Below are 17,888 nucleotides of genomic sequence, written 5' to 3'. Positions count from 1 at the left end.
CACCGGGACGCCCGCGCTGCCGCCGACCTTCAACCGGGCGGTGGCGAAGACCCGGCGACGCGGACACCCTCGCTCACCGGGGCGTGCAGGACGTTGCCCGCGACGACGTTGTCGGACCCGCCCTCGACCGCGATGCCGTTGCGGATGTTCTCGGTCATCCAGGCCCGGGTGATCGAGTCGATGACGACCCGCTGCCCGGGTTCGACGACGTCGGCCGCGCGCTGCGGGGTGCAGAAGGGCACCGCCTGCGACCCAGGTCCGGTGTCCGAGCAGGACGAGGTGCCCGGGTGGACGTACAGCACCGCGGGGGCGGCCTGCGCCACCGGACCGGTGATCAACCCGGCCGCCACGACGGCAGCCGACACCACGACGCGCCTGCGCGACATGCGTTCCTCCGAGAGCCCCAGTAGCCCCCGGAACGGGCGGGCGGCGCCAGCATAACCGGCGGCGTTTCGGGAGCAGGAACGCAATGCGATGTGACTGTCCGCCGTTTTCCCGGCGATTCCAGGGGCTTGGGAACCGACGGCCGCGGGTCGGTCGCCCGAACCGCTGTGTCCGGCGGCGTCGCCCGGCCCGTGCGGGCGGGGCGACGCCGCCGGGTGGGTCAGGCGCGCGGGGCCAGGGTCAGGCTGGCGGTGTTGCCGGAGCCCGCCACGAAGGCGCTGAGCAGCGGTGTGGCGGAGCCGCAGCCGGTCAGCTCGGGGATGGCGAAGGTGCCGGTGAGGGTGCCGCCCGCGGACGGGGTGAAGCCCGCCGCGGTCAGGTTGACCTCGGCGGGGCGGTGGGTGTGGCAGGTGTTGCCGGTGGTGAGGGGGAAGCCAGCGAAGGTGACCTTCGACAGGCCGATGTCGACCGTGGCGGAGGCGGTGAGGGCACCGTCGGCGAGGGTGCCGGTGACCGGGCCGGTGGGGGTCAGGGTGACGTCCGCGGTGATCGGGATGATGCCCGCGATCGTGGCCTTCACGGTGGTGGGGTCGAGCGCGAGGGTGGTGGTGTGGGCCCCGGTGCCCGCCGTCAGCAGGCTGTCGGCCGTGCCGGAGAGGGCGACGTTCGCACCGATCTTCTTGACCTTGGCGGTGCCGGTCGCGGTGTAGTGCAGTTCAGTGTCGGCGGAGGGGGCGGGGGCGGTGCGGATGCGCACCGGCTTGCCGCGGCCGGTGATCGGGTAGTTGTTGTGGAGGCCCTGGATGGTGATCCAGTGATCGGTATCGGGCTGGAGGCCGGTGACCGTTCCGGTCAACTGCGGGCCGGTGGTGACCAGCGCGGGGGTGGCGCCCTCGTCGACGGTGACCCGGTAGCCGGTGGTGTCGCCCCAGATGGAGCCGGACTCGGTCCAGGTCAGGGCGATGCTGTCGCTGGTGACCTTGGCGTCGGTGACCGCGGAGCCGACCCACGTGTCGGACGACCCGCCCTGGAGCCTGTCCCACTGCGCCCAGCGGTCGGTGCCGCCGGTGCAGTTCACCTCCGTCCGGGGCAGCGCGCTGCCGTCGGCGCGCTTGGCGTCGACGCGCACCGCGATGTCGGCCACGTCGAAGGTCAACGGGCTGGCGGCGGTCAGGGTGTCGGGCATGTCGGGGGTGTAGGCGAGCAGGTCGGTGGCGGTGATGTCCTGCCCCGCGGTCACCGGCAGGTTCCGCGCGAGCAGCGACACCACGCCGTGCGACACGGTCGACCCGTTGGTGATGGTGACACCGACGTCCACCGCGGCGTCGACGGTGGCGGCCCCGGCAGCGGCCAGGCCCGCCGACGGCAGCGCGATGCCACCGCGCACGGGCAGCCACCCCGTCTGCGGGTAGATCCACACCATGTTCCACAACGACCCCGTCAGGTCGGCGTGCACGCTCCCGACCACCGGCGACCCGCAGGCCCGGTCCGCGGAGACGGCGGTCTCCGCCGCCGACGCCTGCCCCTGCACCGCGACGGCCACCCCGGCGGCGACCGCCACCGCGGCGGCCCCGGCCCCGAACCTCGTTCTTAATCGCATGTCCCAACCTCTCCGATACCAGTGGCGAGATGATCGCAGCGCTCGATCGTAGGGAGGTTTTCCCAAGTGCCACAACAGTTTTCGCACACCAACCGACGGAATCCGGGAACCGCGCGTTCCACACAGCGAAATCCCGAGGCGTTGTCACCGTGCGCCAATCGGCGCCACCGGCCGAGCACGCGGGCACGCCCCGGCGTCGCCGCACGGCGCTTTCAGACGCCCGCCCCCTGCAACTCCGGAATGCGCGTCTTGTGCGGGTTTTGTCGACGCGGCGGGCTCGGATATGGCACCCGTATCAACCCGGGATCGTCCCTTCGCCCACAAGGGTGACTCCCCGGGAGGACCCTGCTTTACTCCACGGTAAAGAGGCGCTCGACGGAAGAGGACTCGATGAAGCGTTCGCGCTGGGCGGTCGCCTCGGCGGCGGCTGTCGTGGTGGTCGGCGGCGTGCTGGTGCCCGCCGCCATGGGCAAGACGTCGGCGGACGGGGACCGGGTGGAGACGCCGGTGGTCTCCTCCTCACCGGTGCCGGGCGTCGTGGAGAGCGTGGTGAAGGTCCGCGTGCCGCTGCCAGCGGAGGTCGGTCCGCACCCGGAGGCCTGCGACTGGGTGTCGTACCTGCGGTGGCGCAGCGCGGCCGGTCCGGCGGACTCGGCCGCGGCCGACCGGGTGCTCATCGCCCAGCCGGGCATCTTCGAGGGCGCGGGCGCGTTCGACAGCCTGGCCCGCAACACGATCACCCAGGCCGCCGGGCAGGGCGCGCACGTCGAGTTCTGGGCGCTGGACCGGCGGTCGAACTGCCTGGAGGACAACACCGGGCGGATGGCCGGGCTCGCCGCCCGCGACGTGCACGTGGCGGTGGACTACTACTACCGGGACAAGCAGGTCGACGGGAAGACCTTCGCCGGGTTCCAGACCAACGACCAGGTCGGCTGGCTCGGGCACGTCGGCATGGCGCAGACCCTGCGCGACCAGTACGACCTGATGCGCCACGAACTGCCCGACCCGGCGGTGCGCAAGCAGAAGCTGTTCTGCGGCGGGCACTCCCTCGGCGGCATCATCACCGGCTACTTCGCCACCTGGGACTTCGACGGCGACCCGGCGACCACCGACGACGCGGGGTTCAACCAGTGCGCCGGGTGGTTCGCGCTGGACTCGCAGGTCCGCCCCGGCCTGCCCGGCGGCGGGATGACGTCGCTGATCCCCTCCGGTGACCCGGCTACCTCGCCGATCCTGGCGCTGCCCGCGCTGATCAACCCGGAGACGATGAGCATGCTCGGCCTGGCGGGCCTGGCCGCGGTCAACGACCCGACCGGCAAGTCCGACCTGCTCAAGTACCTGCCGCAATCCGACAACATCAAGACCACGCTGAAGATCCTGTTCGCCAAGGACCTGGTCAACCTGCTCACCGGCATCCCCGTGGTGGACAACTTCGCCTTCACCAACCAGACCGCCATGGCCGCGCTGATGGACAACAACTCCATGCCCCTGGGCTTCCTCCAGGCAGGCGTCGGCTTCTTCGACGGCGGCCGGATCGCCGACAAGGAGTTCCCGATCGCCGGTGAGGTCGCCGACCTGCCGTTCCTGGCCGACCTCAAGGGCCTGCTCGGCCCGGACCGCAAGGCCATCCCCACCGACGCCGGGTTCCCCCTGGGCACCGGGCCGACCTACACCTGGCGCAACTACGACCAGATCGACGCGCCCGGTGCCCCGGTGCACAAGTCCCGCGACGGCAAGCCGTTCACCACCGCCGCCCAGGAGGTCACCGACGTCCAGCAGCTCGCCCGCAGCCTGGGCGAGGCGCCGCTGGACTTCACCGAGTGGTACTTCCCGGCCAAGCTCTCCGGCGACAGCGGCAAGCCGGACGCGGAGATGACCGCCCACTCCCTGCACCCCGGGGGCATCAACGCCCGCCCGATCCTGACCGTCCGGGCGGGTTCCGGGGTGAACTTCGGCGCGATGGACCCGAGCCAGCCCCCTGCGGTCGTGGCCCCCGGCTACCACCACCTCGACGTCCTGACCGCCGCCGCCAGGCAGAACGGTGGCCGCCAAGAGGTGGTCTCGGTCAACCTCGCGCAGTTCGTCCTGGGGAACTGACCCGCGGCGCCGCTCACGCGGTGCCGGTCAGGTACTGGCGACCCGACACGGACGGGCGCGGGTGTGATGTCCTGGCAGGTCGTCGCCCCCTCAACACTTTGCCCTTGCGCTAAGTGTCGCGGCGATGGATACTTAGCCTCATGGCACAGTGTCCGGCTGAACTCGACGGGGTCTTCCTCGCTCTCGCGGACCCGACCCGGCGGGCGGTGATCCACCGGCTCGGGCGCGGGCCCGCGAGCGTCAGCGACCTGGCCGGTGCGGCCACGATGACGCTGCCCTCGTTCATGAAGCACGTGCGGGTGCTCGAGTCGAACGGCCTGATCCACACGGTGAAATCCGGCCGCGTGCGCACCTGCCTGCTCAACCGGGAGCGGTTCGCGGTGGTGGAGGACTGGTTGGCGCGGCAGCGGCGCCTCTGGGACGAGCGCACCGACCGGCTGGAGCAGTTCGTCACCGATCCCAAGGAGGAGAACACCCCGTGAACCCCGAACTCGACCTCGGCATCGACCGGGTCATCCGCGCGCCCCGCAAGGTCGTGTGGGACGCGTGGACCGACCCGGACAGCCTGGCGCGGTGGTGGATTCCCGCCCCGACCGTGTGCCGCGTCGACCGGTTGGAGGTCCGACCCGGCGGCGGGTTCGTCACGCGGATGAGCGACGACGGTGTCGCGTTCGCACCGCACGTCGACGCGTGCTTCCTGGTGGTGGAGGAGTTCGAGCGGCTCGTGTTCACCACCGCCGTGGACAGCCGCTGGCGACCGGCGAACCCCGAACCGGTCGCGATGACCGCCGAGGTCGTGTTCGCCGACCACGCGGACGGCACCGACTACCGGGTCGTCGTGCGCCACGGGGACCCGGCGGCCAGGGACCTGCACGCCGAACTGGGGTTCGCCGACGGGTGGGGCGGCGTCACCGACCAACTGGCCCGGTTCGTCGAGAGCACGCGGTGAAGGTCGCCCCGGTGCGGTCCCCCACCCTCGACGGGGTGGGCCAGGGGCCCGGTTCCCGCACCGGTGACCACGGAGGTGCCGCCGACCTGCGGTAGGCCCCCGCGCGGACGAGCAGACGGCAGTCGGTCAGCGGTCGACGGCGTCCAGGACGGTCGGGTCCAGGCTGGTGAGGGCGGCGGTGATGAAGCCCGCGGCCAGTTCGCCCGCCGCCCCCGGGTCGAGGTCGTGGTGCAGGGCGTGGCGGGCCGCGGCGCCGCACAGGCCGACCATCATCGCGGCCAGCAGGGCCGGGCTGGGGCCGGGTTCCCGGCCGAGGTCGGCGAGGGCCTGATCGATCTCCTCGGCGACCCGGCCGGTGATGACGTCCACCACGGCCTGGCGCGCCGTGGTCGTCTCGTCGGTCGTGGTGGCGTCGAAGAGCATCCGGAAGCTCTGCGGGTTGGCGGCGGCGTAGTCGAACAGGGCCATCACGTAGACGCGCACCCGGCCCGCGACGTCCAGGCCGGGGGCGGACCGGTACGCCTCCACCACCCACCGCCGCAGCGCCTCGGACTCGCGGGCGAACGCGGCCTGGTACAGCGCCAGCTTGTCGCCGAAGTGCGCGTACAGGGTGGGTTTGGTGGAGTTCGCCCGCTCGGCGACGGCGTCCATCGTGGCCTGCCTGAACCCGCGCTCGGCGAACACCGCGCGGGCGGCGTCGAGCAACTCGTCGTCGGTGGGCCGGGTACCGGGGCTGCGCCGACGACGAGTCGACCGGTCCTGGCCTGCGGGCTCGCTCATGGTGGGGAACTCTACGATCCCCCGCCGCCCAGCCCGTGAGCGAAGATCGCTCCGACCGATCCCCCGGCGGCCCCCACCCGGGTCTGCAGCACCCGGGGGCGCAGTACCCCGCGCAGCCCCACCCGGGTCAGCCGCGTCCCGGCCACCCCGCCCCGGGTCACGGCCCGCAGCCGCCGAGTGGCTGGTTCCCGCCGCAGGAGCCGCCGCGCGGCTGATCCGCCCACCGGGCCACCGATCGGCGCACCACACCGACACGGGCTCCGACCGGGCACCCGGTTCCGTCCCCTGTGGATTCGACACCGCTCCGAACAGGGGTGTCCTGTCCCACGGGGGCGGTTCCACCCTCGCCGGGCGGTCGGTGGTGTCCGGCGCGATCATCGGGTGGAGGGATGGCTGTGGCTGCTGCCAACCGCCCGGCCACGGTGGCAGGTCCGCCGCCGGGGATGGGCCCCGACGGCCGGGTCCCCGCCCCGGGCGGTGCGGTGGACGAGCGGGTCACCGTCGGTGGCCAGGCGGACGGGGTCAGCGGACCGGTACCGCCCGCGACCCGCTCGTGACCGAGCCCGGGGTGCGGTCACCCGACCGCGCCCTGGGGTCTACCCTCGACGGCGGACAACCGCCCCGGTGGCGCCCATGTCAACGGGGCAGCCCCCGGCGGCCCACCGATGCGAGAGGCGTCTCCCGAGCACCGCATGACTGGACCACCCAGCGCCGTCGACCCCCGGGTCCGGTGCTTCCACCTCGCCCCCGAGGCCCCCGCCCGCGTGGCCTGCTTCCCCCACCTCGGCACCACGGCGGGGCTGCTCGACGAGCCCGCCCTGCGCCGCGCGGTCCTGCCCGGCGACCACTTCCACCCGGTGGCGCGGCAGGAGGCGGTGCGGGACGTGCTCCCGGGAACCCTTCGACGGCTGGAGGTGGGCCGGTGACCGCGCCCGAGGACCTGAACCGGCTGCGCGCCGACTGCGGCTCGTGCTTCGCGCTGTGCTGCGTGGCGCTGCCGTTCCAGAAGTCCACGGACTTCGCCATCACCAAGCGCGCGGGCCTGCCGTGCGTGAACCTGCTCGCGGACTTCCGCTGCGGCGTCCACACCCGGCTGCCGCAGGAGGGTTTCCGCGGCTGCACGGTGTTCGACTGCTTCGGCGCGGGGCAGCAGGTCGCCCAGGTCACCTTCGGCGGTGTGGACTGGCGGGCGGCGCCGGACACCGCCGGGGGCATGTTCGAGGTGTTCGGCGTGATGCGGCACCTGCACGAGCTGCTGTGGTACCTGACCGAGGCGGTTTCGCTGCCGCGCACCCGCCCGCTGCACGAGGACCTGCGGCGGGCGCTGGGCAAGGTGCGCAGGCTCACCGAGGGCAGCGCGGAGGCGGTCGCCGCGGTGGACGTGGACGCGGTCCGCGGCGAGGTCGACGCACTGCTGACGCGCACGAGCGAGCTGGTGCGCGGCGGGGTGAAGGGCCCGACCAGGAACCACCGCGGGGCGAACCTGATGGGCGCGAAGCTGCGCGGCGCCGACCTGCGCGGCGCGCACCTGCGCGGCGCCCTGCTCATCGCCGCCGACCTGCGCGGGGCCGACCTGCGCAACAGCGACCTGATCGGCGCCGACCTGCGCGACGCCGACCTGCGCGGAGCGGACCTGACCGACTGCGTCTTCCTGACCCAGTCGCAGGTTAACGCCGCCCGCGGTGACGCGGCCACCCGCATCCCGTCCTCGGTGGGCCGCCCGCCGCACTGGACCTGAGCGACAGCCGCCATACCGGCTGCGCACCAGGACGCCGAGGGTGGCCAGTTCGGCGCGCAGCGCGGTCAGCCGGGCCGCTCACCACGAAGTTGGTCGCGAAGTCCACCGCGGCCAGGTCCAGTCCCCCGAACAGGTCCGGGCGGCGGCCGTGGCCGGGCTCGTCCGACCGCCCGGAACCCACCCCGGAGAGCCGGGGTCACCGCCCGCACCGCGACGTCCGGCTAGCAGCTCTCCGCTTCGTCGCACCACTCGGCGAACGGGTCGACGAACTCCAGTTCGTCCGCGAGGGCCAACTCCTCGTCGGTGACGAGGGCGGCGCGCAGGGCACCCGCGACGCGCTCGGCGGCGGCGGGGGTGGTCGTGATGGCGAAGACCTCCTGCGCGCGGTCGCCCGGGGCGGGCCACGGACCCAGGTCGTGCACGACCAGCCCGCCGCCCGCCGATTCCACCCACAGCGCCGCCTCCGGCCTGCTCACCACCCACACCCGCCCCTTGACCCGCACGACGTCCTCCAGCAGGCAGTCGAACGCGAGGTGCAGCCGCATCGGGTGGAAGGGCCTGCTCTCGGCGACGCGGACGACGCACACCCCGTGGGCGGACCCCAGCGGTGGTCGACCGCACACCAGGGGGTCGAACCCGTCGTCGACCCGACCGCGGCGCGCGTCCGCGGGCACGGCGGCCAGCAGCTCGGCGACGTCCAGCCCGCTCCGGGCCCGTCGGGGCGCGAGCGGGTTGAGGCGGTCGAGCACCGCGTCCAGCACCGGGTCGGCGGTCCCGTCCACCACGACCGCGTCGGCGAACTCGGCCTGCCCGACCACGACCTGGGCCACCGTGCGCTCGTCGGTGTCCGCGGCGGCCAGGCCGCGTTCGGCCATGGTCTCGTCGCCGGTGGCGTCCGCCAGCCACGTCCGCGCGTCGACCACCGCGACCACGCCCGCCACCGCGATGCCCGCCTCGTCCAGGGCGAGGCAGACGTGTTCGAGGTCCAGGGCCGGGTCCAGGGCGACCACGGCCCGACCGCCGATCCGTTCGAGCAGCGGGACCAGGTCCAGCCGCAGGGTGCACGACACGCAGCCGTGGGCCAGCTCGACCGTCTCCACCTCCGCGTCGACCCAGCGGCGGACCACACCGTCGGCCAGCCCGCGCAGGTCGTGGCGCACCAGGACCGACCCGTGCCACGCCCGCCACACCTCCTCGGCCACACCGCAGTCGTCCGGACCGGCCACCAGCAGCACCTCGGTTCGCATGCCACCAGATTAACGGAAACGATTTTCATTTCAATTCGGCCCCCGAAGACCGCCCGCCACCCGTCTCCTGGTTGCCGAGATGCGGCACTGCTCGCCGTGGGACATCACTACGATCACGCACATGGCCCGCTTCAAGCACTCCGAGTCGCTGGGGATCAGTGACGAGTTCCCGGTGCGGGTGACGGCGATCCGCCGCCTCGGTCCACTGCTCAGCGCCGCCGCGCTGCTCGCCGCCTGCGGTGGCCCCGAGCCGATCCCCCTCCCACCAGCCCCACCCCCGACCAGCGCGACGGCCGCGTGCCCGGCATCGGGGGTCGCGATCACGGCGGGCGAGGTGGACAGCGCCTCGGGCCTGCGAGCGCTCGGCATCATCCTGACCAACTGCGGCACCCGCGACTACACCGCGAACGGCCACCCGGCGGTCCGGGTCCTGGACGAGAACCGGACCCCGCTCGACATCACCGTCGGCAACGGATCAGCCCCGGTCAGCGCACCGGACGCCTACGACGCCCCACCCCGGCCGGTGACGGTGCGCCCCGGTCAGCGGGTGACGGCGCGAGTCCTGTGGCGCAACACGGTGACCGACTCCACGGTGACCGCCACCGAAGGCCACTACCTGGAGATCACCCCGGGCCCCGGGGAACCCGCCCAACTCGTCGCCCCGAACGGCGGGATCGACCTCGGGAACACCGGGCGGCTGGCCGTGAACCCCTGGGCCGCCCGCCCCTGACCGCGCGCCCCGGCGGTTCGCGGTGACCGGCGCGGACACTTCCACAAACCGAGGTTCCGTCGATAAGGTCACCCCGGGGGACGGCACGGCTGCCGAGGGGGAAGGGGAGGTCGTGGCCGAGGAACCGACGCTGCTGGTGGTGCGCCCGCGATCGGTGCTGCGCCGCAAGCGGTTCACCTGGGTGCTCGTGCCCGCGGTGCTGGTCGCCGTGGTCGGGGCGATCACGCTGTCGACGAACGGGGGCGTCACCGCGCCGATCCCCGACGTCGTCGTGGTGGAGGCGAAGATGGCTTCCAAGGAGGACTTCTTCAACGACGCCGTGGTGCGCAGGGTGCTGATGGAGAACGGCATCCAGGTGCACCTGACCGCGACGGGTTCGCGCGAGGTCGCCACCGGTGACCTCGGCGGCTACGACTTCGTCTTCCCGTCCGGCCAGCCCGCGGCGCTGCTGATCAAGCAGCAGCGCAAGGCCGAGCGCAGGTTCGTCAAGCCGCACAAGCCGTTCTTCTCCCCCGTGGTGCTGGGCACCTACCGCGCCTACGCCGACGCGCTGGTCGAGGCCGGGGTGGCGACGCCCCAGCCGGGCGTCGAGCCGCCGATGTACTACAACGTGAACCTCGCCGGGTTCCTCGGCCTGACCAGGGCGGGCAAGACCTGGCAGGGCCTGGGCGGGGACGCGCCCCTGGGCAACGGCAACCGGGTGCTCGCCCAGACGTCGGACGTCTGCTATTCCAACTCCGCGGGCACCTACATGGGCATGGCGGCCTTCGCCGTGAACGACCGCAGGCCGCCCGCCGACGAGGCCGAGGCGGTCGCGCTGGCCGAGGAGATCCGGCCGCTGCTGACCGCGCAGGGCTTCCCCGGCGACGACATGGCCCAGGCGTACCTGGCGCCGGAGGGCCGGGGGCTGGCCCCGGTGTCGGTGTTCTACGAGCACCAGTTCCTCGCCCACCAGGTGCGCACCAAGGACCTGCACGGTGGGCCGGACTCCGACCGGGTGCTGCTCTACCCGGAGGACCAGGTGCAGGCGGTGCCGGAGCTGATCGCGCTGACGCCGAACGGGGAGCGGGTCGGCGAGCTGGTCACCAACGACCCTCGGCTGCGCCGTCGAGCGCTGGAGCTGGGGTTCCGGGTGTTCGAGACCGACGACGTCAGCACCAGCGGCGAGTTCGGCGCGTTCCTGCGGGAGAAGCGACTGCCGATGCCGGTCTCCGGGATCGGCGACACCGAGACCTTCCTGCCCCCGCTGGACCTGCTGGAGAAGATGATCAAGACGGTGGGGCGGTGCTGACCCGGTGGGCGCTGTGCGCGCTGCTCGTGGCCTCGACCCTGGTCGGGTGCACGGCGGACACCGGTGACCCGGTGCGGCTGACCGTGCTCGCCGACCGGGAGCTGGGCGACCTGGGTCCGCTGCTGGCCGACCTGCGCCGCGACACCGGGGTGGACCTCGTGCTCGACCTGCGCGACAGCCGGGACGTCGGCACCGGCCCGGCTCCCGGCGCGTCGGGGCACGACCTGGCCTGGGTGGGGTCGGAGGCGCTGTTCAGGCTGCGGGCGGGCCGCGGCGGGCCGGTTCCGCTGTCCACCAGCACGATGGTCTCCCCCGTGGTCGTCGGGCTGCGCCCGGCGGCGGCGCGGCGGCTGCGGGCGGTGTCCGCGCGCCCGAGCTGGGCCGACGTCGCCGACCGGGTCGCGGCGGGGGAGCTGCGGCTGGCGGTGCCGGACCCGCACCGGTCCGACGTCGGGTTGACCGCCCTGCTCGGCCTGGCGACGGCCGCGGCGGGCACCGGGCAGGCGCTGCGCGCCGAGGACGTGACCTGCGACCGCCTGGCCGGTCTGCGGTCCGGGCAGGAGCCGACCGGCCCCGACCCGGCCGCGGAGTTCGCCGCGAGGGCGGACCGGCTCGACGGGGTGGTCGACCACGAGTCGGCGCTGCTCACGCTCAACGCATCGGGTTCGCTGGACGAACCGCTGGAGCTGGTCTACCCGCGCGACGGCGTGGTGCTGTCGGACTTCCCGCTGCTGCTGCTCGACCCGGGCGAGCGCGCCGCCTACGACCGGGTGGTGGCGTGGCTGCTCGACCCGGCGCACCAGCAGCGGATCATGGCCACCACCGCGCGCAGACCGGTGGACCCGGCGGTGCCGCGCGAGCAGCGGTTGAGCACCGACATCGGCACGGGCATGTTCCTGCCGGAGAGCGCGGACGTGCTGGACCGGTTGCTGGCGGCCTGGGACGAGCCCACCACCGCGCACGTGGTGTTCGTGCTGGACTTCTCCCTGTCGATGGCGGGCGAGCGCGCGGCCGGTCTGCGGTCGGTGTTCGGCGCGCTGAGCGGCACCGGCACCGGCGGCTTCGCCCGGTTCCACCCCGGCGAGACGCTGACCGTGGTGCGCTTCGCCGGTCAGCCGCTCGACGAGCGGACCGTGACCGTGCACGGGCAGCCGGACCTCGACCGGCTCGCCGCCGCCGTCGCCCCGGACGACTTCGGGCGGAACACGGCGATCTGGTCGGCGGTGCGGCAGGCCTACGCCCGCAACCCCACCTCGGTGGTGCTGGTGACCGACGGGGAGAACAACGCTGGCATCAGCGCCGACGACCTGCTGGCCGGGCTGCCCCGACCGGCGCCGCCGCTGTTCGCGGTGCGGATCGGCGCGGCGGACCCGGTGGAGCTGCGCCGGGTCGCCGAGGCCACCGGTGGCGCGCTGGTGGACGCCACCGGCGGGTCGCTGGTCGACGCGGTGAGGGGTGTCCGTGGCTGTTGACTGGTCGCTGTGGTGGTCCATCTGGCTGTTCCGGGTGCTGGTGTGGGGGGTGACCGCGCTGGCCCTGGTGGTGGCGCTGGTGACCGCCTGGTTGATGTGGCGGGCCCGCCACCGCTACGCCGAGTCGTCCAACAGCCCGGGCATCATGCTCTACCTGCGCGACGAGTCGGTGCTGGAGATCGCGCGCGCCAACGGTTTCAGCGAGGCGGTCGAGAAAGAAGTTCAGGATATTGTCGGCAGCGCCTCGGAGGGCCGGATGTCGATGGAGGCGATCAGGTTCGGCGCCTCGGGCGGCCACACCCGCAGCCGGGAGCGCACCGAGATCTACATCAAGTCCGCCGACCCGGTCGAGCTGATCGGCGTCGTGCTGCGCAGCCTCACCACCGGCAACGGGATGGTCCGGGTGGACCTCACCACGGGCACGATCACCCGCAGCGACGCGCTGGCGCAGGCGCTGGGCCCGGACCACCCGCACCGGGTGCGCCTGCAGGACGTCGACACCTACGTCCTGCTCAAGGGCCGCTTCCGCCTGGTGGGCACCGAGGACGGCCGCACCACCCTCGTCGCCCCGTACGGGACGGCGGGCGCCCACGTGCGCCTGGACTGCCGCACCGAGAGCCTGCGCCGCGAGGACATCCCGCCCGACGCGTTCAAGGCCCAGGCGCTGGGCCGGGTGCAGTCGTGGAACGCCGAGCGCGGCGAACTCCTGGTGCGCCCCATCGCCCTGTTCCAGTGAGCCGCAGGGCTACCGCCGGACCCGCTTCCCGGGTGCCCGGAGGGTGCCCGCGGCGGCGAGGATGCCGCGGAAGGTGGGGCACTCCAGGTGGCTGGGGGCCGGGCACGCCGCGGCGTGGCGGAGGCCGTCGCGCACGGCGGTGAGGTCGGCGATGGTCGCGTCGAGTTCGTCGGCCTTGGCGGTGAGCACCGCCCGGTCGGGGGCGGGTCGGCCGTCCGGGCCGAACATGCGGGCGATGTCGTCGAGGGTGAAGCCCGCGGCCCGGCCGACCGCGATCAGGGCCAGGCGTTCCAGGACCCCCTCGTCGAAGACGCGCTTGAGGCCGTTGCGGCCGGTCGAGGCGATCAGCCCCCGTTCCTCGTAGTACCGCAGCGTCGAGGCGGGCAGGCCGGAGCTGCGGGCCACCGCCGTGATGTCCAGTTCCGCCATCGCACCTTGACCTCAAGTCAGCTTGAAGTGACAGGGTAAGGCTGTCGGGTGGACGAGGACAAGGAGTGGGGATGGACGTGCGTGAGACCAACGGCGAGCAGGCCGCGCTGTGGGGCGGGTCGGCCGGGCAGTCCTGGGTGCGGGCGCAGGGACTGCTGGAGTCGATGTTCCAGCCGCTGCAGGACCTGCTGGTCGACGCCGCGCGGGACGCCTCCCCCGGCCGCGTGCTCGACGTGGGCTGCGGGACGGGCGGGGTGACCGCGGCCATCGCCCGGGCCCTGGGGAAGCCGTGCGTCGGCGTCGACATCTCCGAACCGGTGATCGCCGTGGCCCGGGCGCGGACCGAGCCGGGGGCGACCTTCGTCCAGGCCGACGCGCAGGTGCACCCGTTCGAGCCCGCGTCCTTCGACCTGGTGGTCTCCCGGTTCGGCGTGATGTTCTTCCAGGACCCGGTCCGGGCCTTCGAGAACCTGCGCCGCGCGGTGAGCGGTGGCGGGCAGCTCCGCGCGGTCGTGTGGCGCGGCGCGGCGGACAACCCGTTCATGACGACGGCGGAGCGGGCCGCGGCGCCGCTCCTGCCGAACCTGCCCGCCCGGAACCCGGACGGGCCCGGCCAGTTCGCCTTCGGGGACGCGGACCGGGTGCGCCGCGTCCTCGACGGGAGCGGGTGGACCGGCGTCGACGTCCGGCCGCTCGACGTGGTCTGCGCCTTCCCGGAACCGGAGCTGGACCGCTACCTGAGCCTGCTCGGCCCCGTCGGCCTGGCCCTGCAGAAGGAGGACGAGCAGACCCGGGTCCGGGTGGTGGAGGCGATCCGCGGCGCCTTCGACCCGTTCGTGCACGGCGCGGAGGTCCGCTTCACCGCCGCCTGCTGGTCGGTCGCCGCCACCGCGGGCTGACCGGCGACCGGTGTCGTGGATGATCTGCCCACGACCTTCGGATGGGAGCCGCGATGGGCAAGCTGGTCTACTCGATGATCACGTCGCTGGACGGGTACGTCGAGGACGCGAACGGCGAGTTCGCGTGGGGCGCCCCCGACGACGAGGAACTGCACGGCCACATCAACGAACTCGCCGCATCGGTGGGCACGTTCCTCTACGGGCGCCGGATGTACGAGACGATGCTGTACTGGGAAACGGCGTACGACGTGCCCGACCAGCCACCGGTGGTGCTGGAGTGGGCACGGCAGTGGCAGGCGACGGACAAGGTCGTCCACTCCCGCACCCTGACCGACGTGTCCAGCGCCCGCACCCGCCTCGTCCGGGAGTTCGACCCCGACGCCGTCCGCCGCCTCAAGGCCGAAACCGACCACGACCTCACCGTCGACGGACCGGACCTCGCCGCGCAGGCCATCCGCGCGGGCCTCGTCGACGAGTACCACCAGATCGTGTGCCCGGTGCTGGTGGGCGGCGGCAAGCGCTTCTTCCCCGAAGGCGTCCACGTCGACCTCGACCTGATCGACGAACGCCGCTTCGCCGGGGGCGTGGTGGTCCTGCGCTACGCGAGCAAGCACTGACCCACGGGATCGGGTGAGCGGGCACCGCGGCCGATGGTGATCCGGCCTGCGCTGCGACTCCGGAGCGCAGTGCCGCTCATCCGCCCGGGGGTTGCTCCCGATCCTCTGGGGCCGGGTGGGGGCGCTCCACGCGGGTGGCGGGTCGGAGCGGGGTCACCAGCACCGGGTTCGCCTTCCTGCTCAACGATTGCGTTCCGGCGGTTCGTCGGTCAGCGCTTCCAGTGGTCCTCCAGGGCGTCGACGAGTTCCCGCGCGCGTTCGTCCGGGAAGAACAGCCGGGCTCCGGGGACCTCGACGACGCCGGTGGCGCCGGGGATGAGGTCGACGAGCCAGTCGGCCCAGGAGCGGTGGAAGAAGATGTCGCCGGTGCCCCACACGATGGCGGTGGGCACCTCGCACGCGCCGAGGAGGGGGCGGATCGGCGCGAGTTGCCCGGGGGTCATCGACGACAGCAGGGCCGCCATGAAGCGGGCGCCTCCCGGGTTGCCCAGGATGGGGGTCAGGTAGTCGGTGATCACGTCGTCGGGGACGGCGGAGACGTTCTGGTAGCCGGTGCGGTAGAGCTGCTTGGCGAGCTTGGGCAGCCTGGCCAGCGGGGCGCCCGCGCGCAGCAGGCCCGCCCTGGCCGCCCAGACGGCCGGGCGGAACGCCGGTGGCGGGAAGTTGCCCTCGGTGTCGCAGTTGGTGAGGGCGAACGACGCGAACCGCTCCGGTTCCCGGGTGAGCACGACCTGGGCCACGGCGCCCCCGGTGTCGTTGCCGACGAGGTGGACCCCGCGCAGGTCCAGCTCCCGGATGACCGCGCCGACAGCGTCGGCCAGGCCCCACACCGACGGCTCCCCCACCGGTGGTGTGTGACCGTGGCCGGGGAGGTCGACGGTGACGCAGCGGCGGTGGTCCGACAGCAGCCGCACGCAATTGCGCCAGAGCCTGCCGTTGGTGAAGACCCCGTGCACGAACAGCGTGACCGGGCCTTCCCCCACGTCGGTGAAGCTGATGCCGCCCGCGGTGCGGCGGTGGGCTGCGAACGTCCCCGAGTCATCCCCCATGACGACTTCACATTACCAGCGCGCGCGGTCGGGCCGGTCCGGTTCACCGGATCGAGAGGGCGCGCAAACATGCATGATCTGGAATACGTTGCTACTCTGCGTCAACAACCTTGCTACACACGGGTAACAGGAGGCAGATCATGACCACCCACTTGGAGCACACCGGCCACGACCACGTGCACGGCGACGACTGCGGCCACCAGGCCGTCAACCACGGCGACCACGTCGAGTACGCCCACGACGGCCACCTGCACCGCAGGCACGACGGTCATTGGGACGAGTGCGAACCCGCGGGCCACACTGTGCACGAGGGCCACGACCACCACCACAGCGCGGACTGCGGCCACCAGACGGTCCCCCACGGCGACCACATCGACTACCTGCACGACGGTCACCGGCACGCCGAACACGGCGACCACTACGACGACCACTGAGACCTCTTCCCCGGCATCGGCGAGGGGGCTCGGCCCGGTGCCGGGGAACTTTCCACCGCCTGTTCCGCGGCCCCGAACACAGTGCTCGCGACACCTGGTCAAGCACCCCGGCGAGGCACGGCCGCTCCTCGGAGTCGGGCGCATGGGCTACTCTAACGGAAACGATTGTCGTTTCCGTAGAGGTCCGGGCTGACGTACCGCGTCCCCGGCCCCGTGCCCGCCACGAGGATCACCAGGTTCACATGACCGCAGATGCGCGCGTTCCCGTCACCGTCCTGTCCGGCTTCCTCGGCGCGGGCAAGACCACCCTGCTCAACCACGTCCTGGCCAACCGGGAGGGCCGCCGGGTGGCCGTGGTGGTCAACGACATGAGCGAGGTCAACATCGACGCCGCGCTCGTCTCCGGCCGCGGCGGGGAGCGGCTGGTCGAGCTGACCAACGGCTGCATCTGCTGCACCCTGCGCGAAGACCTGCTCGACAGCGTCGGGGCGCTGGCCCGCGAGGGCCGCTTCGACACCATCCTGATCGAGTCCACCGGGATCTCCGAGCCGATGCCGGTCGCGGCGACCTTCGAGTGGACCTTCGACGACGGCACCAGCCTGTCCGACCACGCCCGCCTGGACACCATGGTCACCGTCGTCGACGCCGCGGGCTTCCTCGCCGAGGTCCAGCGCGGCGACCGGCTCGACGAACGCGACCTCGCCGCCGCCGACGGCGACGAACGCGGCATCTCCGACCTGCTGGTCGACCAAGTCGAGTTCGCCGACGTCCTGGTCCTCAACAAGACCGACCTCGTCACCGCCGAACAGCTCGCCACCACCGAGGGCCTGCTCCGCAAGCTCAACCCGAACGCCAGGCTCCTGCACTCCCACCGCGGCACGATCGACCTCGCCGAGGTCCTCGACACCGGCCGCTACGACCCGGTCACCGCCGCGACCTCAGCGGGCTGGGCCGAGGAGCTGGCGGGCTCGCACACCCCCGAGACCGAGGAGTACGGCATCCGCTCGGTCACCTACCGCGCCGACCGCCCCTTCCACCCCGCCCGCCTCGCCGCCGCCCTGGCCGACTGGGAGGGAGTGGTGCGCAGCAAGGGCTTCTGCCACCTCGCCACCCGCCCCGACACCCTCGCGGTCTGGTCGCAGGCAGGACCCACCCTCACCATCGAACCCGGCGAACTCCTCGACGACCACACCGCCCGCCAGGAACTGGTGTTCATCGGCATCGACCTCGACCGGGCAGAACCACGCCGTCGCCTCGACCCGGCCCTGCTCACCGACGCCGAACTCGCCGAGGGCCCCACCGCCTGGCGGCAGTACGACGACCCGCTGCCACCGTGGGAGGACCTCGACGCCCACGAGCACCACCGGCACTGACGGCACCGGGTCGGCTTATTGCCGTGCGCGGGGATCTCCGAACGCCTAGCGTTGCGCCCCCAC

At 73.0% G+C, this 17,888-nt stretch carries 20 protein-coding genes; 14 read left to right on the top strand and 6 right to left on the bottom strand.

Annotated features, from left to right (window positions below):
• Positions 1-29: 29 nt before the first annotated feature.
• Positions 30-386 (bottom strand): hypothetical protein, encoded by a 357-nt coding sequence (locus tag DFQ13_RS12380; RefSeq protein ID WP_110079885.1) that lies wholly within the window; start codon positions 384-386, stop codon positions 30-32.
• A gap of 218 nt (positions 387-604) precedes the next feature.
• The gene (locus DFQ13_RS12375; protein ID WP_146241200.1) at positions 605-1,984 is read right to left on the bottom strand and encodes a fibronectin type III domain-containing protein; all 1,380 of its coding nucleotides are present in this window, start codon (positions 1,982-1,984) and stop codon (positions 605-607) included.
• A 390-nt stretch (positions 1,985-2,374) separates the two neighbouring features.
• Between DFQ13_RS12375 and DFQ13_RS12370 the strand changes: the two genes are divergently transcribed.
• The 3 genes from DFQ13_RS12370 to DFQ13_RS12360 all read left to right on the top strand — a co-directional run bounded on the left by DFQ13_RS12370 (position 2,375) and on the right by DFQ13_RS12360 (position 5,030).
• Positions 2,375-4,081 carry a hypothetical protein gene (locus tag DFQ13_RS12370; RefSeq protein ID WP_233438376.1) on the top strand — a complete coding sequence of 569 codons (1,707 nt, stop codon included), beginning with the start codon at positions 2,375-2,377 and terminating at the stop codon, positions 4,079-4,081.
• 140 nt (positions 4,082-4,221) lie between these two features.
• Entirely contained in the window at positions 4,222-4,563 is a 342-nt protein-coding gene (locus tag DFQ13_RS12365) for an ArsR/SmtB family transcription factor (RefSeq protein ID WP_110079883.1), read from the top strand.
• Positions 4,560-5,030, top strand: coding sequence for an SRPBCC domain-containing protein (locus DFQ13_RS12360; RefSeq protein WP_110079882.1), 471 nt, complete (start codon positions 4,560-4,562; stop codon positions 5,028-5,030). Before DFQ13_RS12365 ends, DFQ13_RS12360 begins: the two co-directional genes overlap by 4 nt.
• Positions 5,031-5,156: 126 nt before the next feature.
• Here the strand turns inward: DFQ13_RS12360 and DFQ13_RS12355 are convergent, their stop codons facing one another.
• Positions 5,157-5,810: a TetR/AcrR family transcriptional regulator gene (locus DFQ13_RS12355; protein WP_035288257.1), complete on the bottom strand. Its 654-nt coding sequence runs from the start codon at positions 5,808-5,810 to the stop codon at positions 5,157-5,159.
• Positions 5,811-6,205: 395 nt separating this feature from the next.
• Between DFQ13_RS12355 and DFQ13_RS33805 the strand changes: the two genes are divergently transcribed.
• The 3 genes from DFQ13_RS33805 (at position 6,206) to DFQ13_RS12345 (ending at position 7,548) form a co-directional block, all read left to right on the top strand.
• The gene (locus DFQ13_RS33805) at positions 6,206-6,367 is read left to right on the top strand and encodes a hypothetical protein (protein WP_181399946.1); all 162 of its coding nucleotides are present in this window, start codon (positions 6,206-6,208) and stop codon (positions 6,365-6,367) included.
• Positions 6,368-6,502: 135 nt separating this feature from the next.
• Positions 6,503-6,736, top strand: coding sequence for a hypothetical protein (locus tag DFQ13_RS12350; protein ID WP_110079881.1), 234 nt, complete (start codon positions 6,503-6,505; stop codon positions 6,734-6,736).
• A complete protein-coding gene (locus DFQ13_RS12345) occupies positions 6,733-7,548 on the top strand; it encodes a pentapeptide repeat-containing protein (RefSeq protein WP_110079880.1) in 816 nt (271 codons plus the stop codon). Before DFQ13_RS12350 ends, DFQ13_RS12345 begins: the two co-directional genes overlap by 4 nt.
• Positions 7,549-7,769: 221 nt before the next feature.
• Here DFQ13_RS12345 and DFQ13_RS12340 read toward each other — a convergent pair whose 3' ends face one another.
• The gene (locus DFQ13_RS12340; protein ID WP_181399945.1) at positions 7,770-8,795 is read right to left on the bottom strand and encodes a GTP-binding protein; all 1,026 of its coding nucleotides are present in this window, start codon (positions 8,793-8,795) and stop codon (positions 7,770-7,772) included.
• Between the two features lie 121 nt (positions 8,796-8,916).
• Here DFQ13_RS12340 and DFQ13_RS12335 point away from each other — a divergent pair, with 121 nt between their 5' ends.
• The 4 genes from DFQ13_RS12335 (at position 8,917) to DFQ13_RS12320 (ending at position 13,024) form a co-directional block, all read left to right on the top strand.
• On the top strand, positions 8,917-9,525 hold the full coding sequence (locus DFQ13_RS12335) for a DUF4232 domain-containing protein (RefSeq protein ID WP_181399944.1): 609 nt from the start codon (positions 8,917-8,919) through the stop codon (positions 9,523-9,525).
• A gap of 112 nt (positions 9,526-9,637) precedes the next feature.
• Positions 9,638-10,816 carry a hypothetical protein gene (locus DFQ13_RS12330; protein ID WP_035288264.1) on the top strand — a complete coding sequence of 393 codons (1,179 nt, stop codon included), beginning with the start codon at positions 9,638-9,640 and terminating at the stop codon, positions 10,814-10,816.
• Positions 10,810-12,288, top strand: coding sequence for a vWA domain-containing protein (locus tag DFQ13_RS12325; RefSeq protein ID WP_110079878.1), 1,479 nt, complete (start codon positions 10,810-10,812; stop codon positions 12,286-12,288). The genes DFQ13_RS12330 and DFQ13_RS12325 overlap by 7 nt, the downstream gene beginning before the upstream one ends.
• On the top strand, positions 12,278-13,024 hold the full coding sequence (locus tag DFQ13_RS12320) for a hypothetical protein (protein ID WP_035288302.1): 747 nt from the start codon (positions 12,278-12,280) through the stop codon (positions 13,022-13,024). The genes DFQ13_RS12325 and DFQ13_RS12320 overlap by 11 nt, the downstream gene beginning before the upstream one ends.
• Positions 13,025-13,033: 9 nt before the next feature.
• Here DFQ13_RS12320 and DFQ13_RS12315 read toward each other — a convergent pair whose 3' ends face one another.
• Positions 13,034-13,453 (bottom strand): helix-turn-helix domain-containing protein, encoded by a 420-nt coding sequence (locus tag DFQ13_RS12315; RefSeq protein WP_035288268.1) that lies wholly within the window; start codon positions 13,451-13,453, stop codon positions 13,034-13,036.
• Positions 13,454-13,524: 71 nt separating this feature from the next.
• On the opposite strand from DFQ13_RS12315, the gene DFQ13_RS12310 reads away from it, so the two are divergent.
• Together DFQ13_RS12310 and DFQ13_RS12305 are read left to right on the top strand one after the other, a co-directional pair.
• Positions 13,525-14,352, top strand: a complete 828-nt coding sequence (locus DFQ13_RS12310; protein WP_110079877.1) for a class I SAM-dependent methyltransferase — start codon at positions 13,525-13,527, stop codon at positions 14,350-14,352.
• A 53-nt stretch (positions 14,353-14,405) separates the two neighbouring features.
• Positions 14,406-14,969 carry a dihydrofolate reductase family protein gene (locus DFQ13_RS12305; RefSeq protein WP_035288272.1) on the top strand — a complete coding sequence of 188 codons (564 nt, stop codon included), beginning with the start codon at positions 14,406-14,408 and terminating at the stop codon, positions 14,967-14,969.
• A 209-nt stretch (positions 14,970-15,178) separates the two neighbouring features.
• Here the strand turns inward: DFQ13_RS12305 and DFQ13_RS12300 are convergent, their stop codons facing one another.
• Positions 15,179-16,018 (bottom strand): alpha/beta fold hydrolase, encoded by an 840-nt coding sequence (locus DFQ13_RS12300; RefSeq protein ID WP_110079876.1) that lies wholly within the window; start codon positions 16,016-16,018, stop codon positions 15,179-15,181.
• A 140-nt stretch (positions 16,019-16,158) separates the two neighbouring features.
• Between DFQ13_RS12300 and DFQ13_RS12295 the strand changes: the two genes are divergently transcribed.
• Positions 16,159-16,452, top strand: coding sequence for a hypothetical protein (locus tag DFQ13_RS12295; protein WP_407643164.1), 294 nt, complete (start codon positions 16,159-16,161; stop codon positions 16,450-16,452).
• Between the two features lie 242 nt (positions 16,453-16,694).
• The gene (locus tag DFQ13_RS12290) at positions 16,695-17,825 is read left to right on the top strand and encodes a GTP-binding protein (protein WP_035288277.1); all 1,131 of its coding nucleotides are present in this window, start codon (positions 16,695-16,697) and stop codon (positions 17,823-17,825) included.
• Positions 17,826-17,888: the final 63 nt, after the last annotated feature.

Source organism: Actinokineospora spheciospongiae (assembly GCF_003182415.1).
Lineage (GTDB): Bacteria > Actinomycetota > Actinomycetes > Mycobacteriales > Pseudonocardiaceae > Actinokineospora > Actinokineospora spheciospongiae.
The sequence above is the reverse complement of the archived record's forward strand: the minus strand, read 5'-3'. Positions and strand labels throughout refer to the sequence as shown.